This window comes from Streptomyces coerulescens, assembly GCF_042657965.1.
Lineage (GTDB): Bacteria > Actinomycetota > Actinomycetes > Streptomycetales > Streptomycetaceae > Streptomyces > Streptomyces coerulescens.
The window spans coordinates 410,460-424,091 of record NZ_JBHSKM010000002.1; the positions used below are offsets into that span (position 1 = coordinate 410,460).

At 69.7% G+C, this 13,632-nt stretch carries 13 protein-coding genes and 1 pseudogene; 8 read left to right on the forward strand and 6 right to left on the reverse strand.

Translation table 11 applies throughout. The annotated features are described in order from the left end of the window. The first annotated feature begins 22 nt into the window (after positions 1 to 22). A complete protein-coding gene (locus ACFPQ9_RS03395) occupies positions 23 to 853 on the forward strand; it encodes a phosphatase PAP2 family protein (protein WP_380846214.1) in 831 nt (276 codons plus the stop codon). Continuing rightward, positions 850 to 1,878: a DMT family transporter gene (locus tag ACFPQ9_RS03400; protein WP_380846217.1), complete on the forward strand. Its 1,029-nt coding sequence runs from the start codon at positions 850 to 852 to the stop codon at positions 1,876 to 1,878. The genes ACFPQ9_RS03395 and ACFPQ9_RS03400 overlap by 4 nt, the downstream gene beginning before the upstream one ends. A gap of 18 nt (positions 1,879 to 1,896) precedes the next feature. Here ACFPQ9_RS03400 and ACFPQ9_RS03405 read toward each other — a convergent pair whose 3' ends face one another. Further along, the gene (locus ACFPQ9_RS03405) at positions 1,897 to 3,948 is read right to left on the reverse strand and encodes a phosphocholine-specific phospholipase C (protein ID WP_380846220.1); all 2,052 of its coding nucleotides are present in this window, start codon (positions 3,946 to 3,948) and stop codon (positions 1,897 to 1,899) included. 371 nt (positions 3,949 to 4,319) lie between these two features. Here ACFPQ9_RS03405 and ACFPQ9_RS03410 point away from each other — a divergent pair. The 4 genes and pseudogenes from ACFPQ9_RS03410 to ACFPQ9_RS03425 all read left to right on the forward strand — a co-directional run. Then, positions 4,320 to 4,652 (forward strand): annotated as a pseudogene (locus ACFPQ9_RS03410) (hypothetical protein); the annotation flags it as partial. An 899-nt stretch (positions 4,653 to 5,551) separates the two neighbouring features. Next, on the forward strand, positions 5,552 to 6,040 hold the full coding sequence (locus ACFPQ9_RS03415; protein ID WP_380846223.1) for a hypothetical protein: 489 nt from the start codon (positions 5,552 to 5,554) through the stop codon (positions 6,038 to 6,040). 21 nt (positions 6,041 to 6,061) lie between these two features. Then, positions 6,062 to 7,798 (forward strand): ubiquinone-dependent pyruvate dehydrogenase, encoded by a 1,737-nt coding sequence (poxB, locus tag ACFPQ9_RS03420; protein ID WP_380846226.1) that lies wholly within the window; start codon positions 6,062 to 6,064, stop codon positions 7,796 to 7,798. A gap of 27 nt (positions 7,799 to 7,825) precedes the next feature. Then, the gene (locus ACFPQ9_RS03425; protein ID WP_380846229.1) at positions 7,826 to 7,996 is read left to right on the forward strand and encodes a hypothetical protein; all 171 of its coding nucleotides are present in this window, start codon (positions 7,826 to 7,828) and stop codon (positions 7,994 to 7,996) included. Between the two features lie 7 nt (positions 7,997 to 8,003). Here ACFPQ9_RS03425 and ACFPQ9_RS03430 read toward each other — a convergent pair whose 3' ends face one another. From ACFPQ9_RS03430 to ACFPQ9_RS03450, 5 genes are all read right to left on the reverse strand, one after another. Next, positions 8,004 to 8,678, reverse strand: coding sequence for a hypothetical protein (locus tag ACFPQ9_RS03430; RefSeq protein WP_380846232.1), 675 nt, complete (start codon positions 8,676 to 8,678; stop codon positions 8,004 to 8,006). Between the two features lie 310 nt (positions 8,679 to 8,988). Continuing rightward, a complete protein-coding gene (locus tag ACFPQ9_RS03435; RefSeq protein ID WP_380846234.1) occupies positions 8,989 to 9,750 on the reverse strand; it encodes an SDR family oxidoreductase in 762 nt (253 codons plus the stop codon). A 1-nt stretch (position 9,751) separates the two neighbouring features. After that, on the reverse strand, positions 9,752 to 11,020 hold the full coding sequence (locus ACFPQ9_RS03440) for an acyl-CoA dehydrogenase family protein (RefSeq protein WP_380846236.1): 1,269 nt from the start codon (positions 11,018 to 11,020) through the stop codon (positions 9,752 to 9,754). Continuing rightward, positions 11,007 to 11,831 (reverse strand): enoyl-CoA hydratase-related protein, encoded by an 825-nt coding sequence (locus tag ACFPQ9_RS03445; RefSeq protein WP_380846239.1) that lies wholly within the window; start codon positions 11,829 to 11,831, stop codon positions 11,007 to 11,009. Before ACFPQ9_RS03445 ends, ACFPQ9_RS03440 begins: the two co-directional genes overlap by 14 nt. Next, positions 11,828 to 12,646 (reverse strand): SDR family oxidoreductase, encoded by an 819-nt coding sequence (locus ACFPQ9_RS03450; RefSeq protein WP_380846242.1) that lies wholly within the window; start codon positions 12,644 to 12,646, stop codon positions 11,828 to 11,830. The genes ACFPQ9_RS03445 and ACFPQ9_RS03450 overlap by 4 nt, the downstream gene beginning before the upstream one ends. A 576-nt stretch (positions 12,647 to 13,222) precedes the next feature. Here ACFPQ9_RS03450 and ACFPQ9_RS03455 point away from each other — a divergent pair. Beyond that, complete coding sequence (locus ACFPQ9_RS03455; protein WP_380846245.1) at positions 13,223 to 13,348, forward strand: hypothetical protein; 126 nt, start codon at positions 13,223 to 13,225, stop codon at positions 13,346 to 13,348. 119 nt (positions 13,349 to 13,467) lie between these two features. Beyond that, the gene (locus ACFPQ9_RS03460; RefSeq protein ID WP_380846248.1) at positions 13,468 to 13,590 is read left to right on the forward strand and encodes a hypothetical protein; all 123 of its coding nucleotides are present in this window, start codon (positions 13,468 to 13,470) and stop codon (positions 13,588 to 13,590) included. Positions 13,591 to 13,632: the final 42 nt, after the last annotated feature.

Sequence of the window (13,632 nt, forward strand, 5' to 3'; positions counted from 1 at the left end):
CGTCAGCGAAAGGGCCGGGGGAATGAATGCCCGCACCGAGCCTTCAGAAGCGGAGACCGCGATAGCGCGGCCTCCGCTCGTCCGGGAGCTCCTGCTCGTCGCAGGGCTCTTCCTCGTCTACAAGTTCGGCCGCCAGTTGGCCACGGGCCACACCGCGGAGGCCTTCCGCAACGCGGACCGTGTGTGGGACCTGGAACGGGCCGTCCGTCTGCCCGGCGAGGGCTCGGTGCAGAACCTGCTGCTGCACGGCGACACGCTCATACACCTCGCGAACACCTACTACGCCACCGTGCACTTCCCGGCCACCCTGGCGTTCCTGGTCTGGCTGTATCTGCGGCGCCCCGCGCACTACGTCTGGGCGCGCCGCGTCCTCGCAGCCGTCACCGCCGCCGCCCTGGTGGTGCATCTGACGTTCCCGCTCGCCCCGCCGCGCATGCTCGCCGCGACCGGACTGCTCGACACCGCGGAGATCTACGGCCCCTCCGTGTACGGCTCCCCGCAGACCGACCACCTCTCAAACCAGTTCGCGGCGATGCCGTCGCTGCACTTCGGCTGGGCCCTGATGGTCGCGATCGGCCTGATCGTGGCGACCCGCTCGCGCTGGCGCGGGCTGTGGCTGCTGCATCCGCTGCTGACCCTGGTGGTCATCGTTGGCACGGCGAACCACTACTGGCTCGACGCGATCGTGGCGGCGGCCATGCTCGGTGCCGCCCTCGCGGTCATCCACCTGCCCGCACGCACCCCGGTGACCGCAGGGAAGCCCCTCCCGGGTGCCCGTGACAAGGAACCTGACAAGCAACGCGACAAGGAAACCGTCGACGAGGACTCCGTACTCGTGGGAGCGGCCCGATGAACGCCACCGTGCTCGCCATCGTCCTGTCCCTGTTCTCCGCCGTCGCCTACGCCGCCGCGGCCGTCGCCCAGGAGCGGCTGGCCTCCCGCGCCGCGGGCTCGGGCGTGCTGCGCCTGCTGGGCTCCGGCGCCTGGTGGGGCTCGGTCCTGCTCAACGGCTCGGGCGCGCTGCTGCACGTCGTGGCCCTGAAGTACGGTCCGCTGACCGTGGTGCAGCCGCTCGGCGCGCTGACACTCGTGGCCGCGGTGCCGCTGGGCGCGCGCCTGGCGGGGCGGCGGGTCAGCGGGGTCGAATGGCGCGGTACGGCGCTGACGCTGGCCGGCCTGGGCGCGATCCTCGTCACGGCGTCCGGGCCCGCGCCCGACGAGGTGCTGAGCACCTCGGAGGCGCTGGCCGTGGCGGCGGTGACGGTGGCCCTGATCGGCATGCTGTCGCGGCCGGGCGCCCGCCCGGGACTGCGGCACGCGACCGCGTCCGGGTTCGCCTCCGGTGTCGCCTCGGCACTCACGCAGACCGTGACGGTGGCGGCGACGGACCACTCGGCCCCGCCGCTCAGCCTCCAGGTGACCGGGGTGGCGCTGCTGGTCGCGGCCCTCGCGGCGAGCGGGCTGCTGCTGTCGCAGACCGCCTACCGGGGCGGCCTCGGCGCCCCGCTCGCGATGGTGACGCTGACGAACCCGCTGGCGGCCGCGGTGATCGGGCTCGTGCTGCTGGGCGAGCGGTTGCAGGGCGGCGCGGAGGGCGTGCTCCTCGCGCTGGCCGGAGCGGGGCTGGCGTCATGGGGGGTGGTCCTGCTCAGCCGGGCGACACCCGAACCCGGTGTCTCACAACCCCCGAGCACGGCCGCGCAGCACAAGGGGCGCGGGGCTGTTCTGCATGTGCGGCTACCGCCGCGTGGGCGCGACCAACCACAACGCACCCGCGGACGACGAACAATCCGACGCGGCACCCCCGTGGTCGCACCCGCCCAGGACCCGGTGTTGGTGCCCCGGCAGCCGGAGCCGGGGCACCTCACACCACTATGAACAGAGCCGTGCTCCGGGCTACTCCGAGATGATCGCCGGGTCGCTCACGCCCGGCCGCCCGTTCTCGACGTGCCCGGCGAAGCGCCGCAGGAACGCCGGGTCGGACTCGGAGGTGACGGTCAGGTCGTACCAGCGCCGGCTCGACGCGAGGTCGACCGTGCGGCACACCTTGGCGCCGGGGCGCACGGTCACCGTCGAGGGGCGGCCGCCGTACCCGTTGGCGATCTTGAGGCGGACGCTGCTCGTGCCCTTGTTGGTGAAGGTCAGCTCGATGTCGTCGCCCTGGTGGCGGGCGGTGACCTCGGGTCCTGCGAGCTTGTTCGAGCCCTTGAAGTAGCGCACGAACCCGGCCGGGCCGTGCACGGTCAGGTCGTACGAGCCGTTCGAGTACGCCGAGTTCCAGGTGTCCGCGATGCCCTTGCCGGCCTCGGTGGTGTACATCCACGGGCCGTCCGTGCGGTTGCCGGAGGTGATGTGGAAGGAGGCACCGGCCTTGGCGCCGGAGGCGAAGGACAGCGTGAACTTGCCGGCCGCCGCGTCCACCGAACCGTCGACGTACGGGGCGTACTTCAGCGGGCGCGCGGGACGCAGACCGCGCTCCTGCTTCGGCATGTCGCCGGCGGCCGGCGGAGTCGGCTTGTAGTCGGGGTGACGCTCGCGGTCCTGCGGCTCGTACTCGTCCGTCTCCGGCAGGGCGGCCGGTCGGCTGTCCTTGCGGGAGAAGTCGAAGGCGGAGGTCAGGTCGCCGCAGATGGCCCGGCGCCAGGGGGAGATATTGGTCTCCTTGACGCCGAAGCGGGCCTCCATGAAGCGCAGGATGGAGGTGTGGTCGAGCGTCTCGGAGCAGACGTAACCGCCCTTGCTCCACGGTGAGACGACCAGCATCGGCACCCGCGGACCGAGGCCGTAGGGGCCGGCCGGGCGCTTGCTGTCGCCCTTGTAGAGGTCGAGCGAGACGTCGACGGTGGACCTGCCCTGGGAGGCGTCCTTCGGCGGCAGCGGCGGCACGACGTGGTCGAAGAAGCCGTCGTTCTCGTCGAAGGTGATGAACAGGGCCGTCTTGGACCAGACCTCCGGGTTGGCGGTGAGGGCGTCCAGGACCTGGGCGATGTACCAGGCGCCGTAGTTCGAGGGCCAGTTGGAGTGCTCGGAGAACGCCTCGGGCGCGGCGATCCAGGAGATCTTCGGCAGCTGGCCGGCCTTGACGTCGGCCTTCAGCCGGTCGAAGTAGCCTTCGCCGCTCTTGGCGTCGGTGCCGGTGCGGGCCTTGTCGAACCAGGGGTCCCCGGGCTTGGCGTCCCGGTACTTGTTGAAGTACAGCAGCGAGTTGTCGCCGTAGTTGCCGCGGTAGGCGTCCTCGATCCAGCCCCAGGAGCCGGCCGCGTCCAGGCCGTCGCCGATGTCCTGGTAGATCTTCCAGGAGATACCGGCCTGCTCCAGACGCTCGGGGTAGGTCGTCCAGCCGTAGCCGAGCTCGTCGTTGCCGAGGACCGGGCCGCCGCCGCTGCCGTCGTTGCCCGTGTATCCCGTCCACATGTAGTAGCGGTTCGGGTCGGTGGAGCCGATGAACGAGCAGTGGTAGGCGTCGCAGACCGTGAAGGCGTCGGCGAGGGCGTAGTGGAAGGGGATGTCCTCACGGGTCAGGTACGCCATGGTCGTGGTGCCCTTGGCGGGGATCCACTTGTCGTACTTGCCGCGGTTGTAGGCCTGCTGGCCGTCGTTCCAGCCGTGCGGGAGGCCCTCCAGGAACTGCATCCCGAGGTCGTCGGCGTCCGGGTGGAACGGCAGGATGTCCTTGGTGCCGTTCGACTGGTGCCAGATCGACTTGCCGTTGTCGTGGGCCACCGGGCGCGGGTCGCCGAAGCCGCGGACGCCGCGCAGCGCGCCGAAGTAGTGGTCGAAGGAACGGTTCTCCTGCATCAGGACGACGATGTGCTCGACATCCTCGATGGACCCGGTGCGGTGGTTCGCCGGAAGGGCGGCGGCCCGCTGGATGCTGCTCGACAGAGCCGTGAACGCCGTGGTCGCGCCCGCGATTTGAAGGAAACTGCGGCGATTGACTTCGGGCATGAGTGAGGGACCTCTTCCCCTAGAGGGTGATGTGACCGAACGGCATGTGACGGAATGCGCGCGGAAGGAGTGTTCCAGGAGCACCAAACGTCAGGGAAGGGTCCGGTGGCGCTCGTGTGAAAGTCGCGGGTACGTGAGGTGTGCCGGAGCCGGGGCACGGGGATGGTCGCGATCATGACAGAGATGACGCGCACGGATTCTCTGCCGAGCTCCCGGCCCGTACGCCAGCTCCTCGCCGCCTCGGTCGGCAACGCCGTGGAGTGGTACGACGGGTACGCCTACACTTTCCTCGCCACCTACATCGCGGCCGAGGTCTTCCCCCAAGAGCACCCGCCTTCTCCAAGGCCGGCCCGTGGGCGGCGAGTTCGCGCTCGCCGGCCTTCTTCGGTCTGCTCCAGCCGCTCGGCGGTCTGCTCTCGGACCTCCCCCACTCTCGAATCGAGCTCGCGCGGGGGGACCCCACCGGCCGCCGCCCGCTGCTTGTCTTCTTCGGCCTCGGCTTCGCCCTGCTCACCGTCCCGCTGCTGCACTCCCTTCGCGACCCGTTCGCGGTGCTGCTGCTGGTGCAGTGCGCGGGCGTGGTGCTGCTGACCGGCTTCACGTCGATCAGCGCGGCCGTCAACGCCGGGGTGTTCCCGCCCCGGGTGCGGACGGCGGGCATCGGGTTCCCGTACTCCCTGACGGTCGCGATGTTCGGCGGCACGCCGCTGGAGCGATGCGCCTGGCAGGATGCCCGTGTGGCGAACACCCAGGCGATTACCTATGTACGGATGGCCGAAGTCCTCACCGACCTCGGAATGATCACCGCGGACACGGCCCGGAGCGTCCTGGAGGGGGCCGCCTCCTACGCGACCGAGCCGATCAAGAGACGTCACGAAGTCGCCGACGCCCTCGAATCGTTCGGTGTCGCCGTGTCCATCCACTCCAAGGACGTCGACTTCGCCGACGAGCACTACGACTGGCTCCTGGCCGAGGCCGCGAGGCTCACCGGCGGCAAGGTCACGGTCTCCGACTACCGCTTCGAGAAGTCCTATCCGGACGACGAGGACTGCGGCCTGGGCACGATGCACTTCTCGTGCAACGGCAAGCCGCTCTCCTTCGACGTCGAGCAGGAGTCGAACGACTATCTCGACATGGGAGCGGCGCGGATGGCGATCGAGTCGCTCAGCCCCGACGACGACCCCCGGGACTTCCGCTGTGTCGAGCAGGAAGGCCCGCACTTCGACGACGACTTCATGGTCCTGGCCACGGCCGAGCAGCGGGAAGGTCTCCTTAGGCACCTGGGCATCACGTTCGAGCCGCCTCTGGGCTGAGCCGGACGCGGCGGCGACCGGTGGTGCGTCCCGGGTCCCGGGTCAGCCCTCGCGCGGCCGGGCGAGGGAGCCGGCCCTGACCGGACGGCCGCGGAGGCACTCCGAGCCCCGCCTGACCGGGCGGCGGTGGCGCGCGTGGCCGGCGTGTGCCGTCCCGTGGCGGAGGATGCGCGGGCGACGCATTCTGAGGGGTGGGAGCGGGTCCGTGCGGCCGGCCACGGGTGGAATCGCGCGGTGCCCGGTGCTGCAGGGCCTGCCCGGCGCCCGTGCGGGCGGTTGGAGGGATTGCCATGGGGTGTGTCACGGGCCCTCTGCTCTACGGGGCCGCCGCCGGCGCCGCGGGTACGACGGCGCTCAACGGGGTCTCCTACGGCGACATGGTGGTGCGCGGCCGGCCGGCCAGTTCCACCCCCGAGACGACCGTGCGCAAGCTCGCGCAGCGGCTTCACCTGCGCATCCCCGGCGAGGGCCAGGCCGAGGAGAGTCGTGTGGAGGCGCTGGGCGCGCTGACGGGTCTGGCGGCCGGGACCGGGATGGGCGTGCTGCTGGGGCTGGTCCACGCGGCCGGTTGGCGGCCGGCTCGATGCAGTCAGTACGCGGTGGCCGTGGTGGGGGCGCTGGTCGCCACGAACGGTCCCATGACGGTACTGGGGGTGACCGACCCCCGGACCTGGGCCGCCTCCGACTGGGTCTCCGACATCGTTCCCCACCTCGCGTACGCGGTGGTGACGGTGAGCGTGTTCAACCGGATGCCCGGCGGTGCAGCGGCCGGGCCCTGACCCTCAGGAGGACGTCACATCATGGCCGAAACGGTCTCCGACCTCATCGTTTCCATGCTCAAGGCGTCCGGGGTGCGACGGGTGTACGGCCTGCCCGGCGACTCCCTCAACGGCTTCACCGACGCTCTGCGCCGTGACGGCGGTCTCGCCTGGGGGCATGTCCGGCACGAGGAGGCCGCAGCGTTCGCCGCCGCTGCCGAGGCGGGTGTGACGGGGCGTCTCGCGGTCGCGGCCGGCAGTTGCGGGCCGGGAAACCTGCACCTGATCAACGGACTGTTCGACGCACAGCGCAGCCGGGTCCCGGTGCTCGCGGTGGCCGCGCACATTCCGCAGGAGCAGATCGGCAGCGAGTACTTCCAGGAGACTCATCCGGAGCTGCTGTTCCGCGAGTGCAGCGTGTACTGCGAACTGGCGAGCATGCCGGAGCAGGTGCCCTGGCTCCTGGGGATGGCCGTCCGCGCCGCGCTTGAGCGCAGCGGAGTGGCGGTGCTGGTCGTCCCCGGCGAACTGTTCCTGGCGCCGGCGCCCGACAGGCCGGCACAGCACCCGGTGCTCAAGACCTCGTCCCACATCCGGCCGGACGACACCGCGCTGGCCCGCGCCGCACGGGTCCTGAACTCGGCCGGGCGGGTGACGATCCTGGCCGGTGCCGGCTGCGACGGCGCCCACGACGAGGCCGTCGCACTGGCCGAGGCGCTGCGGGCGCCCATGGTGCACTCGCTGCGCGGCAAGGAGTTCCTGGAGCACGACAACCCCTACGACGTGGGGCTGACCGGACTGATCGGCCACAGCTCCGGCTACCGGGCGATGGAGCACTGCGACGCCCTGCTGATGCTGGGCACCGACTTCCCGTACCGCTCGTTCTATCCGCCGAAGGCGTCCGTCGTGCAGGTCGACGTGCGCGGTGAGCACATCGGCCGTCGTACGCCGGTGGAGGTCCCACTGGTCGGGACCGTCAAGGACACCGCCCAGGCGCTCCTCCCCCTCCTCGACCGTCGGGACGACGACAGCTTCCTGGGGACGATGCGCCGTCACTACGCGCGGGTGCGGACCCGCCTGGACCGGCTGGCCGAAGCCAGGCCCACCGACTCTCCGCTGCACCCGCAGCACGTCGCGGCGACCGTCGACCGGCTGGCGGCGCGTGACGCGGCCTTCACCGCCGACGTCGGCACACCGACCGTGTGGGCGGCGCGCTATCTGCGGATGAACGGCGAGCGGCGACTCATCGGTTCCTTCAACCACGGTTCGATGGCCAATGCCCTGCCGCACGCGATCGGCATTCAGGCCAGTCATCCCGGCCGCCAGGTGATCGCGTTGGCGGGCGACGGCGGCCTCGCGATGCTGCTCGGCGAACTGATCACGCTGCGGCAGCTGGACCTCCCCGTGAAAGTCGTCGTCTTCAACAACTCCGCATTGGCTTTCGTCGAGTTGGAGATGAAGGCCGCAGGTGTGGTCACCTACGGCACCGGCCTGGAGAATCCCGATTTCGGCGCCCAGGCCCGCGCGGCCGGCCTGCACGCGTCCCGCGTCCGGCGCGCCGACGAGCTGGAGGACGCGCTGCAGGCGGCCTTCGCCCACGACGGGCCCGCACTGGTCGACGTACACACCGAGCGCCAGGAACTGTCGCTGCCCCCCAAGCTCACTCTTGAGCAGATCAAGGGTTTCACCCTGTTCGCCACCCGCACCATCCTCTCCGGACGAGGTGACGAGATCGTCGAGCTCACGAAGACCAACATGCGTCAGCTCAGCCTTGAGTAGGGTCGCCGGCCGGACTGGAGCACGCCCATGCCCGATCTCTCGCGCCACGTCCGTCAGCCGCGTGAACTCGCTGACGCTCTCGACGCACAATCCGACCTCACCGACCTCGCCATAGCGCTCGACTCATTCCCGCGCACCAAGGGCTACCCGCCCGACCTCGCCCCGTCCAAGGCAGCGGAACGGTGCTCGCTCGGCTGACGCGGCTTCAGTACGCTGCGGGGAGTCTGCGACCAGCCTCCTCGTTGTCGATTGCATTGTGCGCTGCGTCGAGCATCACTCGGTGGCCGTGGCCCTCGGGCCGCCCGTCCCGGCCCTTCAGCCAAGCTGGAACCGGCAGCACCGCACGGATGAACTGCCGTTCCGCCTCCGCTGGCAATTCGACGGGTGTCGCCGGTTCCTGCGGCCGGTCCTGACGTGCAAGCCGTTCCTGATATCGCAAGGCGGCGAGCTGCATCCGACGAACGTCGCCTTCGTCTGTGTCTTCCAGTGCCTTCTCGATCTCACGGAAGAGAATGCGGGCCCGATCTCCGATGACACCATCGGCGTGATGGCGCAGGAAGCCCCGTACGCGCCGGGTGACGCGGTCTCGCTGCTGAGCGTCGTCCTCAACGGTCCGGGCGTCCCGGTCGCCGCGGCAGCCGCCCGCCACTACGCCGAGCACGTCATCGGCCTCGAATGCGAGACCACGGCCAAGCTCACCCCGCGCAATGAGATCTTCCGGCTCCTCGACGACAACACTGGGTTCGATGGCCAGGCGGACGCCATGCGCCCACGGGCCGACGGAGAGGACGAACTTGGAGTGGATGAAGGACCGCCGACCGACCGAGCGCTTACGGAGTCGCGACGACGCATCGTTGCCGGACTTGTCGCTGTTCAGCAAGACCACGCACGGTGGTTTGATTTCGTCCCGCCCTCGGGCCAGGAAGACCAAATACGGGGTGCGCCTGCCGATCCAGCAGACACGATCGTGAGCTCATTTGCGAGTGCGTCACATAGATGACCTGCCCACCCGGCGAGCACGTCGGGGAACCGCACTTGCAGGGCCGACCCGGCGTGCGCAGCTGTGTGGCGTCCTGATCCATCTGACGGCAACGCCCAGCGGGGAGATCGACGCGGAGGCGGTGAGCCGCACCTCACCGCCAGCGCGTCGAATCCGCCGATGTCCGGCCTATGGCACCGCCGCCGGCTCCCTACCTGAACGGGAGCGCGTCACCGAGGAGTTGGCCGCCGTCGATCACCATCGTCCCGCCGGTGATCCAACTCGCGGCGTCCGAGACGAGAAAGGCGACCGCCGAGGCTATGTCGTCAGGCTCCCCGATGCGCCCGAGTGCCGTAGCGGCGGATACGGCCTGCTCGTGCTCCTTCCACAGAGCCTCGGCCAGTTTCGTGCGCACCACACCTGGTGCCACCGCGTTGACCCGAACCTTGGGCGAGAGTTCCAGGGCCAGTTGCTTCGTGAGGTGGATCAGCGCGGCCTTCGACGCGTTGTACAACCCGATGTTCGCCTCGAAGGCCATGCCCCCGACCGACGCGGTGTTGACGACGGCGCCACCGTGCTCGCCCATCCAGGCCCGCGTGGCGAGCCCCGTCCACAGGACGGGAGCCCACAGGTTCACGTCGAAGGTCTTGGCGAACCGGCCGTGGTCCTGGTCGATGACGGGCCCGAAAGCCGGGTTGGTCCCCGCGTTGTTGACGAGGATGTCCAGGCTTCCGAAGCGATCGAGCGTCAGATCGACACAGCGCTGGGCCGCTTCTTCGTCGACCGAGTGCGCACCGACGCCGACCGCCGCGCCCCCGACCTGGGCGGCCGCGGCGTCCGCCGCCTCCTGGGACCGGGATGTGAGGACGACGTTTCCGCCTGCGGCGGCGACGGCCTGGGCGATCGCCAGCCCGATACCGCGCGAGGCACCCGTGACGACAGCGGTGCGACCGGTGAGATCGAGCCCCTTCATCTCAGTTCACCTGCGCCTTGTGGCCGCCGGGGGTGCCCGTGCCGCTCGCCGTCGCGGTGTCCGCGTCGCGGTACTGCCGCAGTTCGTGCCTGGCGATGGCCCGCTTGTGGACCTCGTCGGGGCCGTCCGCCAGCCGCAGTGTCCGCAGCCCCGCGTACATCATCGCCAAGGGGAAGTCCTCGGTCACTCCTGCTGCCCCATGCACCTGGATCGCGCGGTCGACGATTTTCAACGCGATGTTCGGGGCGGCCACCTTGATGGCCGCGATCTCCGTGCGTGCTTCCTTGTTCCCGACCGTGTCCATCAGATACGCGGCCTTGAGCGTCAGCAGACGGATCATCTCGATGTCGATACGCGCTTCCGCGATCCAGTCCTGGATGTTGGACCGTTCGGCAACCGGACTGCCGAAGGTCACCCGTGACTGCGCCCGACGGCACATCAGCTCCAGCGCCCGCTCAGCCGCACCGATGGACCGCATGCAGTGGTGGATACGACCGGGACCGAGCCGGGCCTGGCTGATCGCGAACCCCTCGCCCTCGCCCTTGAGGACGTCCTTGGCAGGCACCCGCACATCGGTGAAGTCGATCTCGGCGTGCCCCTCACGGTCCTGGTAGCCGAAGACCGGCAGACCGCGCATCACCGTGATCCCGGGGGCGTCGATCGGGACGACCATCATCGACTGCTGCCGGTGCGGGGCAGCGGTGGGGTCCGTCTTCCCCATGACGATGAGCACCTTGCAGTTGCGGTGCAGCGCATTGGAGGCGAACCACTTGCGGCCGTTGAGCACGTACTCGTCGCCGTCGCGCTCCATCCGCAACTCGATGTTGGTGGCGTCGGAGCTGGCGACCCGCGGCTCGGTCATCGCGAAGGCCGAGGCCATCGTCCCGTCGAGCAGGGGCTTGAGGTACTTCTCCTTGTGCTCGTCGCTGCCGAACAGCGTGAGCACCTCCATGTTGCCGGTGTCGGGAGCGTTGCAGTTGCACGCTTCGGAGGCGATGTGACTGCGCCCCATGATCTCCGCCAGCGGCGCGTATTCGAGGTTGGTCAGCCCCGGCCCCCAATCCGGGTGCGGGTGGAAGAGGTTCCACAGTCCACGCCGCCGCGCCTCCGCCTTGAGCTCTTCGAGGATCGGGGGTTGGAAGTGGGGGTCACCGGACGCGAGCATCTGCTCGTGGTACACCGACTCGGCGGGGTAGATGTGCGAGTCCATGAACTCCAGCAGATCCGCCTGGTACTTCTTGGCACGGTCCGATGTCTCAAACAGGGACATCTGCACTCCTGACAGGGGGTAGGGAGGGAAAATTCGGTGGTCGTTTTTCGAGGTGGGCGGCCACGCCTTCCACGACATCGGCCCCACGGAAGGCCTGGAGCATGAGGCTCTCCGCCCGGGCCACGGAGTCGGCGTAGGTGCCGCCCGCGTCGGTGTGCAGTTGGCCCTTGATGGTGGCCATGGACCCCGGAGAGCAGCGCGTCGCCAGGTCGGCGGCGTAGGCGACAGCGGCATCGACCACGTTGCCGGTGGGGACCAGGTGGTCAAGAAGTCCGATACGGAGGGCCTCCTCGGCGTCCACCATGCGACCCGACAGCAGCAGGTCCGTGGCCCGGCTGTGCCCCACCAGCCGGGGCAACAGCCAGGAGATCCCGTACTCGGCGATGAGCCCACGCTGCGCCAACGCCGTGGTGAACCGGGCCGAGGTGGAGCCGAAGCGGACGTCGCAGTAGAGCGCCTCCACCATGCCCAGGCCCGCGGCCACGCCGTTGACCGCGCCGATCAGCGGTTTACGCAGGGTCAGCGGCATGTCGCGCGGGCGGCGGCGCGCCCGGTCCGCCGCGAGGGCCTCGTCCATCTCACCGACCGCCTTCAGCTGCTGGAGGTCGGCGCCGGCGCAGAATCCGCGCCCCGCGCCGGTGACCACGACAGCGCGTACGTCCGGGTCGTCCTCGGCGTCGTCGAGGAGCGCGAAGTAGCGGTCTTCGAGTTCATCGGTCCAGGCGTTCAGCTTGGCGGGCCGGTTGAACGTCAGCACCAGTACAGGACCACGATGTTCGGCGACGACGAGCTCGTCCGGTGTGCCGGTCATGCCTGCTCCAGCAAGGAGCTCTGGTAGCGGCGCATCCCGCGCAGCCACCGGTCGTAGTCCGCGCCCTTCTGCCGGTACATGTCCAGCACCTCTCGGTGCGGCAGGATCAGGAAGCGCTCGTCCGCGACCGCGGCGAGGACGGCGTCGGCGACGTCGTCCGGCTCCAGGACGTCGCCCGCGTTCATGACGGCTTGCGTGGCCGCTCGGCCCAGCGCGTCCCCGGAATCCTTCCCGGCGGACAGCATCGGGGTGTTCACCCCCATCGGGCACAGACAGCTGACCCGCACCCCGCGATCGCCGTACGTCACACTCAGCCATTCGGCGAAGCCGACGGCGGCGTGCTTGGTGACGGCGTACGTGGCGGAGCCGATCTGTGTGAGCAGCCCGGCCGCCGAGGCGGTGCTGACGAAGTAGCCCTCCCCGCGCTTGAGCCACCGCGGCAGCAGCAGCCTTGCCGCACGGATGTGAGCACGCAGGTTGACGTCGATGGAGAGGTCCCAGTCCCGCTCGCTCGCGTCGAGAGCGGGCGCACCCGCGATACCCGCGTTTGCGAAGTAGAGGTCGACGGGGCCGAAACTGCTCTCCGCCAGGGCGATCAGCTGCTGGATCTGCACGGTGTCGGACACGTCCGCGCCGGCGCTGACGGTGCTGCCCGGATGGTCGGCGTTGCCCCTCTCCGACACCGCCCGCGCGCTGTCCGCGTCAAGGTCCGCGACGACGACCCGCGCACCCTCGCGAGCGAGCCGCGCGACCAGCGCGCTGCCGATGCCGCCACCACCGCCGGTGACGATGGCGACTCGTTGTTCAACGTTCACAGCGAACCCTCTCTGCGGCGGGGTCGTGCTCCTTCCGGCCTGTATAATTGAATCCGACGTCAAGTTCAATATCTGGAGGCGCAGAGCCCGTACTGAACTGCGGACGGAGAAGCGGACGGAGCATTCGAGAAGTACCCGGCGAACGATGGCCTTGTCTCGGCCCGACCCGATGTGGCCGCTTCGGACACTACAGACGGCCGCTGACTCCTCGGGCTGACGGACGGCGACAGCGCACCGTCGTCCTTGGCGCGGCCCGGCGAAGGCGCCGGCTTCAAGCGATGCCGCTCGGCGCCGCAACGGATATCACCGCGCTCGCGGACTTCCCGCCCGCGCACTGGAAGATGATCTGGTCCACGAAGCCGCTGGAGATCCGTCACCGCACCGGCCGTCGCCGGCCCCGTACGACGGCAAGATCCGCCCCCGGGAGCCGTGAAGCCCATCCCTGAGAAGGGTCGTTTCTGCACGTCAGAGGCCTGTCTTACTCGGGCGAGGGATCCCCAACAGGAAGGAGCCGCGGTTGGATCAAAGACGCTGCGGGCGACAACCCGTGGCCTTCAGAGGAAGGGGCACCTCTCGATGACCCTGCCGATTCGACAGCACATCCTCGTCGGACAGCGCATCCTGGCCCTCTGCGCCGCACTCGCGGCGCTGATCGGCCTCGCGCTCAGCACTCCCGCCCAGGCAGCACCCGCCGCTCCCTGAGGGCCCGTGGTGGACCCGTACAGCGCAGGGCGAGACGGTCTACGAGTGGACGATCACCACCACCGGCAACTGCGCGGAGGTCCGAGGCGACGCCGGCACGTTCGTCCACCTGGGCCCTGGTGCCCTACCTCAACGAGGACCTCGCCGTCACGGCCACCTACGGCGACGACAATGTTGCGCCCCTACGGGAGATGCCCGGCGGACACGCAACCACATCCCAACTGTGGTTCCTGACCGGCTGACATATCCCCGTCTCACTCCAGATCTGCTGCGTCGGCCTCAAT

Coding starts and splice junctions, on each gene's coding strand:
- ACFPQ9_RS03395 (WP_380846214.1), top strand. CDS start 23: ATGAATGCCCGCACCGAGCCTTCAGAAGCGGAGACCGCGATAGCGCGG.
- ACFPQ9_RS03400 (WP_380846217.1), top strand. CDS start 850: ATGAACGCCACCGTGCTCGCCATCGTCCTGTCCCTGTTCTCCGCCGTC.
- ACFPQ9_RS03405 (WP_380846220.1), bottom strand. CDS start 3,948: ATGCCCGAAGTCAATCGCCGCAGTTTCCTTCAAATCGCGGGCGCGACC.
- ACFPQ9_RS03415 (WP_380846223.1), top strand. CDS start 5,552: ATGGGGTGTGTCACGGGCCCTCTGCTCTACGGGGCCGCCGCCGGCGCC.
- poxB (WP_380846226.1), top strand. CDS start 6,062: ATGGCCGAAACGGTCTCCGACCTCATCGTTTCCATGCTCAAGGCGTCC.
- ACFPQ9_RS03425 (WP_380846229.1), top strand. CDS start 7,826: ATGCCCGATCTCTCGCGCCACGTCCGTCAGCCGCGTGAACTCGCTGAC.
- ACFPQ9_RS03435 (WP_380846234.1), bottom strand. CDS start 9,750: ATGAAGGGGCTCGATCTCACCGGTCGCACCGCTGTCGTCACGGGTGCC.
- ACFPQ9_RS03440 (WP_380846236.1), bottom strand. CDS start 11,020: ATGTCCCTGTTTGAGACATCGGACCGTGCCAAGAAGTACCAGGCGGAT.
- ACFPQ9_RS03445 (WP_380846239.1), bottom strand. CDS start 11,831: ATGACCGGCACACCGGACGAGCTCGTCGTCGCCGAACATCGTGGTCCT.
- ACFPQ9_RS03455 (WP_380846245.1), top strand. CDS start 13,223: ATGACCCTGCCGATTCGACAGCACATCCTCGTCGGACAGCGCATCCTG.